Raw genomic sequence first — 6082 nt, 5'->3', positions numbered from 1 at the left:
TTGTGCTGGCTCTTCTCGTCCTGGCACGAGACCGCTATCCCCGAGGGGATGTGCGTGATCCTGACCGCCGTCTCCACCTTGTTCACGTTCTGCCCGCCGTGGCCGCCGGCCCTGAACGTGTCCGTGCGGAGCTCGTCCGGTTTTATCTCTATCTCTACCTCCTCGGCCTCCGGCATGACCGCGACCGTTACCGTCGAGGTATGGCGCCTGCCGGAGCTCTCGGTCTCCGGCACCCTCTGCACCCTGTGCACTCCGCTCTCGTACTTGAGCCGCGAGTAGGCCCCGCGTCCATCCACCATGGCGATTATCTCCTTGAAACCGCTGGACCCGGTGGGGCTGGAGCTCATCACCTCCACCTTCCAGCCCTGCACCTCCGCGTACCTCGAGTACATCCTGAAGAGCTCGGCGGCGAAGAGCGCGGACTCGTCCCCCCCGGCCCCGGCCCTTATCTCGAGGAGAACGCTCTTGTCGTCGTTGGGGTCTTTCGGCAGGAGCAGCACCTTGAGCCGCTCGGTGAGCACCTCCTTCTTCTCCTGGAGTTCGGCCAACTCCTCCTTGGCGAGCTTCTTCATCTCCTCGTCTTTGTCCCCGAGGATGAGCCTGTTATCGTCGATATCTTCCTCGACCTTCTTGAGACCCCGGTAGGTCTCTACCGTTTCGGTAAGCGAGGAGTGCTCCCGGGCGTAGTCCCGGTAGGCGGCCTGGTCGGAAACGACCTCGGGGCGGCCCATGAGCTCCGAGAGCTCATCGTATCTTTTCTCTACCTCTGCGAGTTTTTTGAGTATCATGGTCTTTTACGGCCGCCGGAGGACGGAGGGGTGCCCACTCCGGGGTGTCTTCCTCGGGAATCCGGTGCATGTCCTCGATATCTTCGAGGCGTACGAGTGGCGGAATTTTGCGGCGAGGGGGGCTGTGGTTTCAGGGTTTGCGGTGGAATTCGGGAGAGATACCTTCACGCCGGGCTTCCAGGTATTAGGCTCCCTTTTCCGTTTTGCCGTACTTACGCCTGAACTTCTCCACCCTGCCGGCCGTGTCCATGAGCCTCTGCGTCCCGGTGTAAAAGGGGTGGCAGTTCGAGCAGACCTCCACCGATACTTCCTTCCTGGTGGAGCGGGTCGTGACCTCGAACCCGCAGGCACAGTGGAACTTCGCCACTTCGTACTCGGGATGTATACCTTCCTTCATCTACGGCGACTCCTTCTCTTAGGTTTTAAAAGATGTATAATAACAGCTACTTCGAGGGAATGCAAGGAAATTCATGGCCCAGGCCTGTGGCCGGGGGTAGGGGTTTGGGGCAGGGGGCCCTCACATTGCAACAGGCCCGGCTATGTGGTAAGTTCCACGGATGCGTGGAGGAGAAGCAGGGGATAGGGAGATGGACGGGGAAGCCGAGAGAAAAGAGACCCCCGTTGGAGGCGGGGCGGGTATTCCATGGCTATCCTCGCCCGCTCTTGCGCTGGCGCTCATAGCCGCGGCCGGTATCCTCGTCTACTCCAACACCTTCCACGCGTCGTTCCACTTCGACGACGCCCCCAATATCGTAAGTAACCGTGAGGTGAGGGGCTTGGAAAGTTTTTGGCCCCCGACCGGCACGAGATACCTGGCCTTCCTCTCCTTCGCGCTGAACTACCACTTCGGGAAGCTCGACGTTTTGGGCTACCACCTGGTCAACACCTCAGTCCATATCCTGAACGGACTGCTGGTATGGTGGCTCGTGGTCCTGACCTTAGGGACGCCCGCAATGCGCCGGGCAGGAGTGGACCGGCGGGCGGGATACCTCCTCGCCCTCGTTGCGGCCCTTGTCTTTATCGTCCATCCGGTCCAGACCCAGGCCGTGACCTACATATCCCAGAGGTTCACCTCGCTCCTGGCGCTCTTCTACCTCCTCGGCCTCTGCCTCTACGCAAGGGCCCGGCTCTCGTGGACGGAAAAGGAAAAAAGCCGGGGAGGTGGGGGGGGTGGGGGTGCGTGGGCATTTTATATCCTCGCCCTGCTGGCCGCACTGGCGGCCATGAAGACGAAGGAGACGAGCTTTACGATGCCTTTCGTAATCCTCCTCTACGAGCTTGCGTTCTTCCGTGACCTCAAGGGTATATGGCCGAGCGTGCGCCGTGTCGTCCCTTTTCTGTTGCTCTTGCCCGTTGTGCCGCTTACCCTTTTCGCGCCGGAGCTGGGGCTTCGCGAGGGCGGAGACGGCATAGACGAGGGGATAAGGATTCAGCAGATAAAGGACCTCGGAGCCCTTTCCCCCTACGCCTACCTCATGACGCAGATGAGGGTCGTGGTGACGTATCTGAGGTTGCTTGTCTTGCCGATAAACCAGAACCTCGACTACGACTACCCGGTCTACCACTCGCTGTTTATCCCGGAGGTGTTTTTGTCTTTTCTCTTTCTTCTTTCCGTATTAATCTTCGGCGTTTATCTCCTTATACGTTCACGCATCACGCATCACGCACACGGTCTTCTGGCGTCTTTTGGAATACTGTGGTTTTTCATAACCCTTTCGGTCGAGTCGAGTATCTTTCCCATAAAGGACGTGATAAACGAGCACAGGTTATATCTCCCGAGCGTGGGGGCCGCGGTTGCCTTCTCGGCCGCCGTGTTCTACTGCTTCGACCGCATGGGGATAAGAAAGCTCTCGGCCGCCACTTGCGTTCTGCTCCTCCTTACCGCCGCGCCGCTCGGCGCGGCGGCCCGCCTGAGGAACCTCGTCTGGGAGAACGATTCGGCGCTCTGGGAAGATGTGGTTCGTAAGAGCCCGGAGAAGGCGAGGGGCTATAATAACCTCGGGAGCAGCTACCTCGATTCCGGACGTACGGAGGAAGGGCTGGAGGAGTTTAAGAGGGCCGTGGAGCTCAAGCCGGATTTTCCGGAGGCCTATAACGGCTTCGGGGTGATCTATAGCGAGCTCGGGCGGCCGGAGGAGGCGATAGTGGCCCTCAAAAGGGCCGTGGAACTCAGGCCGGACTACCCGAAGGCCTATAATAACCTCGGGGTGGCCTATGACGAACTCGGGCGGACGGGGGAAGCTATAGCTGCGTATAAAAAGGCCCTGTTGATCTATTCGTATTACCCGGAGGCCCTGAACAACCTCGGGACCGCCTACGAGAAGATGGGGCGCGTGGACGATGCGATAAGGGAGTACGAGGAGGCGTTGAAGCTCGCGCCCGGTAACGCGGCGGCCCACAACAATCTCGGCGGGGCCTACGTCAAGAAAGGCCGGTACGACCGGGCCGTGGGGCACTACCTCCTCTCCCTCGCGGAGGAGCCGGACAGCGAAGAGGTACACTTCCATCTCGGCCTTGCCTACTACAACGCCGGCCGGATGGAGGAGGCCGTGGGGGAGTTCCGTGCCGCCTCGAGGCTTAAGCCCGATTACGCCGACGCCCGCTATAACCTCGGCCTCGCCTACTACAACCTTGGACGCGTGGACGAGGCCATAGAGGAGTACCTTGCGGCGCTTGAGTTCACCCCGCCGGAAGCCGCCGCCAAGGAAGCCGACACGCACTATAACCTCGGGCTCGCCTACAGGCGGAAGGGCTTCAGGGGGAAAGCGGCGGCCGAGTTCGAGGAGGTCTTGAGGGTAACCCCCGACGATAAGGACGCGCGCGGGCTTCTCGAAGGGCTTAGGAAGGGGGGGAAGGGGGGGAAGGGTGAGGACTAAAGCGAGGAGACGGCCCCTTCGAATATCGTAAGGGCCTCTTCCATGTTCTCTCTGGTGGCGATAAGCGGCGGCATGAGGCGCACGACGTTTTTGTCCATCCCGCACTCGACCAGCACGAGCCCCGCGTCCTTGCAGGACTCCATTATCTTTTCGACGAGCTCCGGGGCGGGCTCCCCGTCTTCCTTTATGAACTCGATGCCTATCATGAAGCCGAGCCCCCGGACGTCGCCTATCGAGGATATACCTTCCTTGAACGCCCGGAGCCTTTCAAGGGCGTATGCGCTTACTTCTTTTACGTTATCGAGGAGGTTGTCCTTCTCTATGGTATCGATCGTGGCGCAGGCCGCGGCGCACGAGAGCGGGTTTCCGCCGAAGGTGGTGCCGTGAGCGCCGGGCAGCCACCTGTCCATTATCTCCCTTGACGCGCCCACGCAGCTGAGCGGCATCCCGGACGCTATACCCTTGGCGATGGTGATTATGTCCGGGCTGATGCCGAACTGCTCCGAGGCGAACCATGTGCCGGTCCTGCCGATCCCGGTCTGTACCTCGTCGGCTATGAGGAGTATGCCGTGGGTCGTGCAGAGCTCCCTTAAGCGGGTCATGAACTCCTTCGGGGGAACGGCGTAGCCGCCTTCGCCGAGGACCGGCTCTACTATGACGCAGGCCACCTCCTCGGGGGTTATCTGCTGGCGGAGCATTAGTTCGAGGTAGTCGAGGCATTCGGTCGAGCAGTTTCCCTGCTCCTGACCCACCGAGCACCTGTAGCAGTGGGGGTAGGGGCTGTGCAGGACCGCGGGCAGGAGCGGGCGGTAGCCCCTCTTGTACTTGGCCGCCGAGGTGGTGAGCGAGAGAGCGCCGGTGGTCCTGCCGTGGAAGGCGCCGGTGAAGGCCACTATGCCCGGCCTGCCCGTGATGTAGCGGGCGAGCTTTATCGCGCCCTCGACCGCCTCGGCACCGCTGTTGGAGAAGAAGAATTTTTCGATGGTGTCGGGGGTCTTCTCCGCGAGTTTCTCGGCCAGGTCGATTACCGTGTCAAAGTGGAATATGCAGCCCGAGTGGATGAGTTTTTCGGCCTGCTCCTTTATGGCCTTGACGACCGCCGGGTGGCAGTGGCCGAGGCTGGTGGTGGCGAGCCCGGAGGAGAAGTCCATGTACCTCTTCCCGTCCGCACCCTCGACGTATACGCCCTCGGCCCTCTTCGCCACGATGTCGGTGTGGAAGACGAGCGCGGGGGTGAGGACTTTTTTCGACCGCTCTATAAGGTCACTGCTCATAAGTGGTTGGTATGGACCCTTCAGTCTCCCCTTCAGTCTCCAGAGATGAGCTCCGGCTCGCAGAGGAGCGAGTTGTACGGCGCCAGCCGCCCGCACTGCTTGCAGACGTACTCGATCGAGTCGAGCATCTTATGGCATACGTGCCTGACGTCGTCGGTCTTCTCCTCGCAGAATTCGCACGTAAACGGCACGGCCTCCCTGTTCGGGTGGCACAGGTGCCCACGGCCGCTCGTGGTATGCTTGCACTTGGAGCATGGAAACGTCTTAACGTATTCGGTCATGGTGCGCTCCTTTCCGTACTGTAATGGGGGAGGGGGGGAGGGGGGGGAGTCATCCGGAGAGCTCCATCTTCATCCCGGTGAGCTTCTTCAGGTGCTCCTTCTCCTCGTTTATAATCTCCCCCAGGGTCTTCCTGTCCTTCTCGCGTATGGCGTTCTGGAGTTCGAAGTAGAATAGGAGCGATTCCTTCTCCATGTCTATGGCGTAGCTGAGCGCCGTGGTTTCGTTTTCGGCGGCCTTTGCGAAGCCGCCGCCTTCCTCCGGCGCGGTAAAGACCTTCGAGTCGGCAAGGGCCTTCAGGTAGAGCGAGGCCTCCTCCGGGTAGGGGTCGAATGCGCCGGGGAGGGCGGCGTCCGAGGCGTCTTTCTTGAGCGACGTGAAGAACTTTACGTGCCGCTTCTCCTCTTCGGCGAGAAAGGTGAAGAGCTCCTTAAGGCTGGGGTTAGTCGCGGCGTCCGAGGCGGCGGTATAGAACTTTTCACCGTTCTCCTCGATATCCACCGCCATTTCGAGAATCTCTTGAGCCGAAAAGTGTGCCGGGTCCATTTGTTCCTCCGTTGGGTTGGTTCCTGTCCGGGCCGTTTTGGTCCGGGGATTATATCAGAAAGGCGGGGGAAAGGGAAGAGTGCTGCCGCACGGTTAACGCGTGTGCGATCCCCTGTAACGTTAGCAACCTGTGTTGCGGCCGATAGATTCTAAATTTAAAACCCCATCATGGGGTTTCTATCTGCGCCTTCTGCAGCTTTCCCGAGAAGTCGCGGTAGATGACCTTTACCGTGGTGTAGAAGTCCAGCGCCCCGCCGCGTCCGCCTGCCTCCTTGCACACCCCGAGCCCGCTCCGCTTAACCCCGCCGAAGGGGAGTTG

6 protein-coding genes are annotated in these 6082 nt (G+C 60.5%); 1 reads left to right on the top strand and 5 read right to left on the bottom strand.

The window, feature by feature from the left end; all coding sequences use genetic code 11:
* Nucleotides 1–788: peptide chain release factor 1 (locus V3W31_09190; GenBank protein ID MEE9615099.1), on the bottom strand; the 788-nt coding region annotated here is incomplete at its 3' end.
* A gap of 184 nt (nucleotides 789–972) precedes the next feature.
* Nucleotides 973–1185, bottom strand: a complete 213-nt coding sequence (rpmE, locus tag V3W31_09185; protein MEE9615098.1) for a 50S ribosomal protein L31 — start codon at nucleotides 1183–1185, stop codon at nucleotides 973–975.
* A gap of 190 nt (nucleotides 1186–1375) precedes the next feature.
* On the opposite strand from rpmE, the gene V3W31_09180 reads away from it, so the two are divergent.
* A complete protein-coding gene (locus tag V3W31_09180; protein ID MEE9615097.1) occupies nucleotides 1376–3664 on the top strand; it encodes a tetratricopeptide repeat protein in 2289 nt (762 codons plus the stop codon).
* Here V3W31_09180 and V3W31_09175 read toward each other — a convergent pair.
* Genes V3W31_09175 through V3W31_09165 form a run of 3 tightly spaced genes read right to left on the bottom strand, consistent with a single transcriptional unit; the run spans nucleotide 3661 to nucleotide 5763 of the window.
* Entirely contained in the window at nucleotides 3661–4938 is a 1278-nt protein-coding gene (locus V3W31_09175; GenBank protein ID MEE9615096.1) for an aspartate aminotransferase family protein, read from the bottom strand. The genes V3W31_09180 and V3W31_09175 overlap by 4 nt on opposite strands.
* A gap of 32 nt (nucleotides 4939–4970) precedes the next feature.
* A complete protein-coding gene (locus tag V3W31_09170; GenBank protein ID MEE9615095.1) occupies nucleotides 4971–5219 on the bottom strand; it encodes a hypothetical protein in 249 nt (82 codons plus the stop codon).
* A gap of 49 nt (nucleotides 5220–5268) precedes the next feature.
* Nucleotides 5269–5763, bottom strand: a complete 495-nt coding sequence (locus V3W31_09165; GenBank protein MEE9615094.1) for a ferritin family protein — start codon at nucleotides 5761–5763, stop codon at nucleotides 5269–5271.
* Nucleotides 5764–6082 lie beyond the last annotated feature (319 nt).

The sequence above is a fragment of the Thermodesulfobacteriota bacterium genome, assembly GCA_036482575.1.
GTDB lineage: Bacteria > Desulfobacterota > GWC2-55-46 > GWC2-55-46 > JAUVFY01 > JAZGJJ01.
The sequence above is the reverse complement of the archived record's forward strand: the minus strand, read 5'-3'. Positions and strand labels throughout refer to the sequence as shown.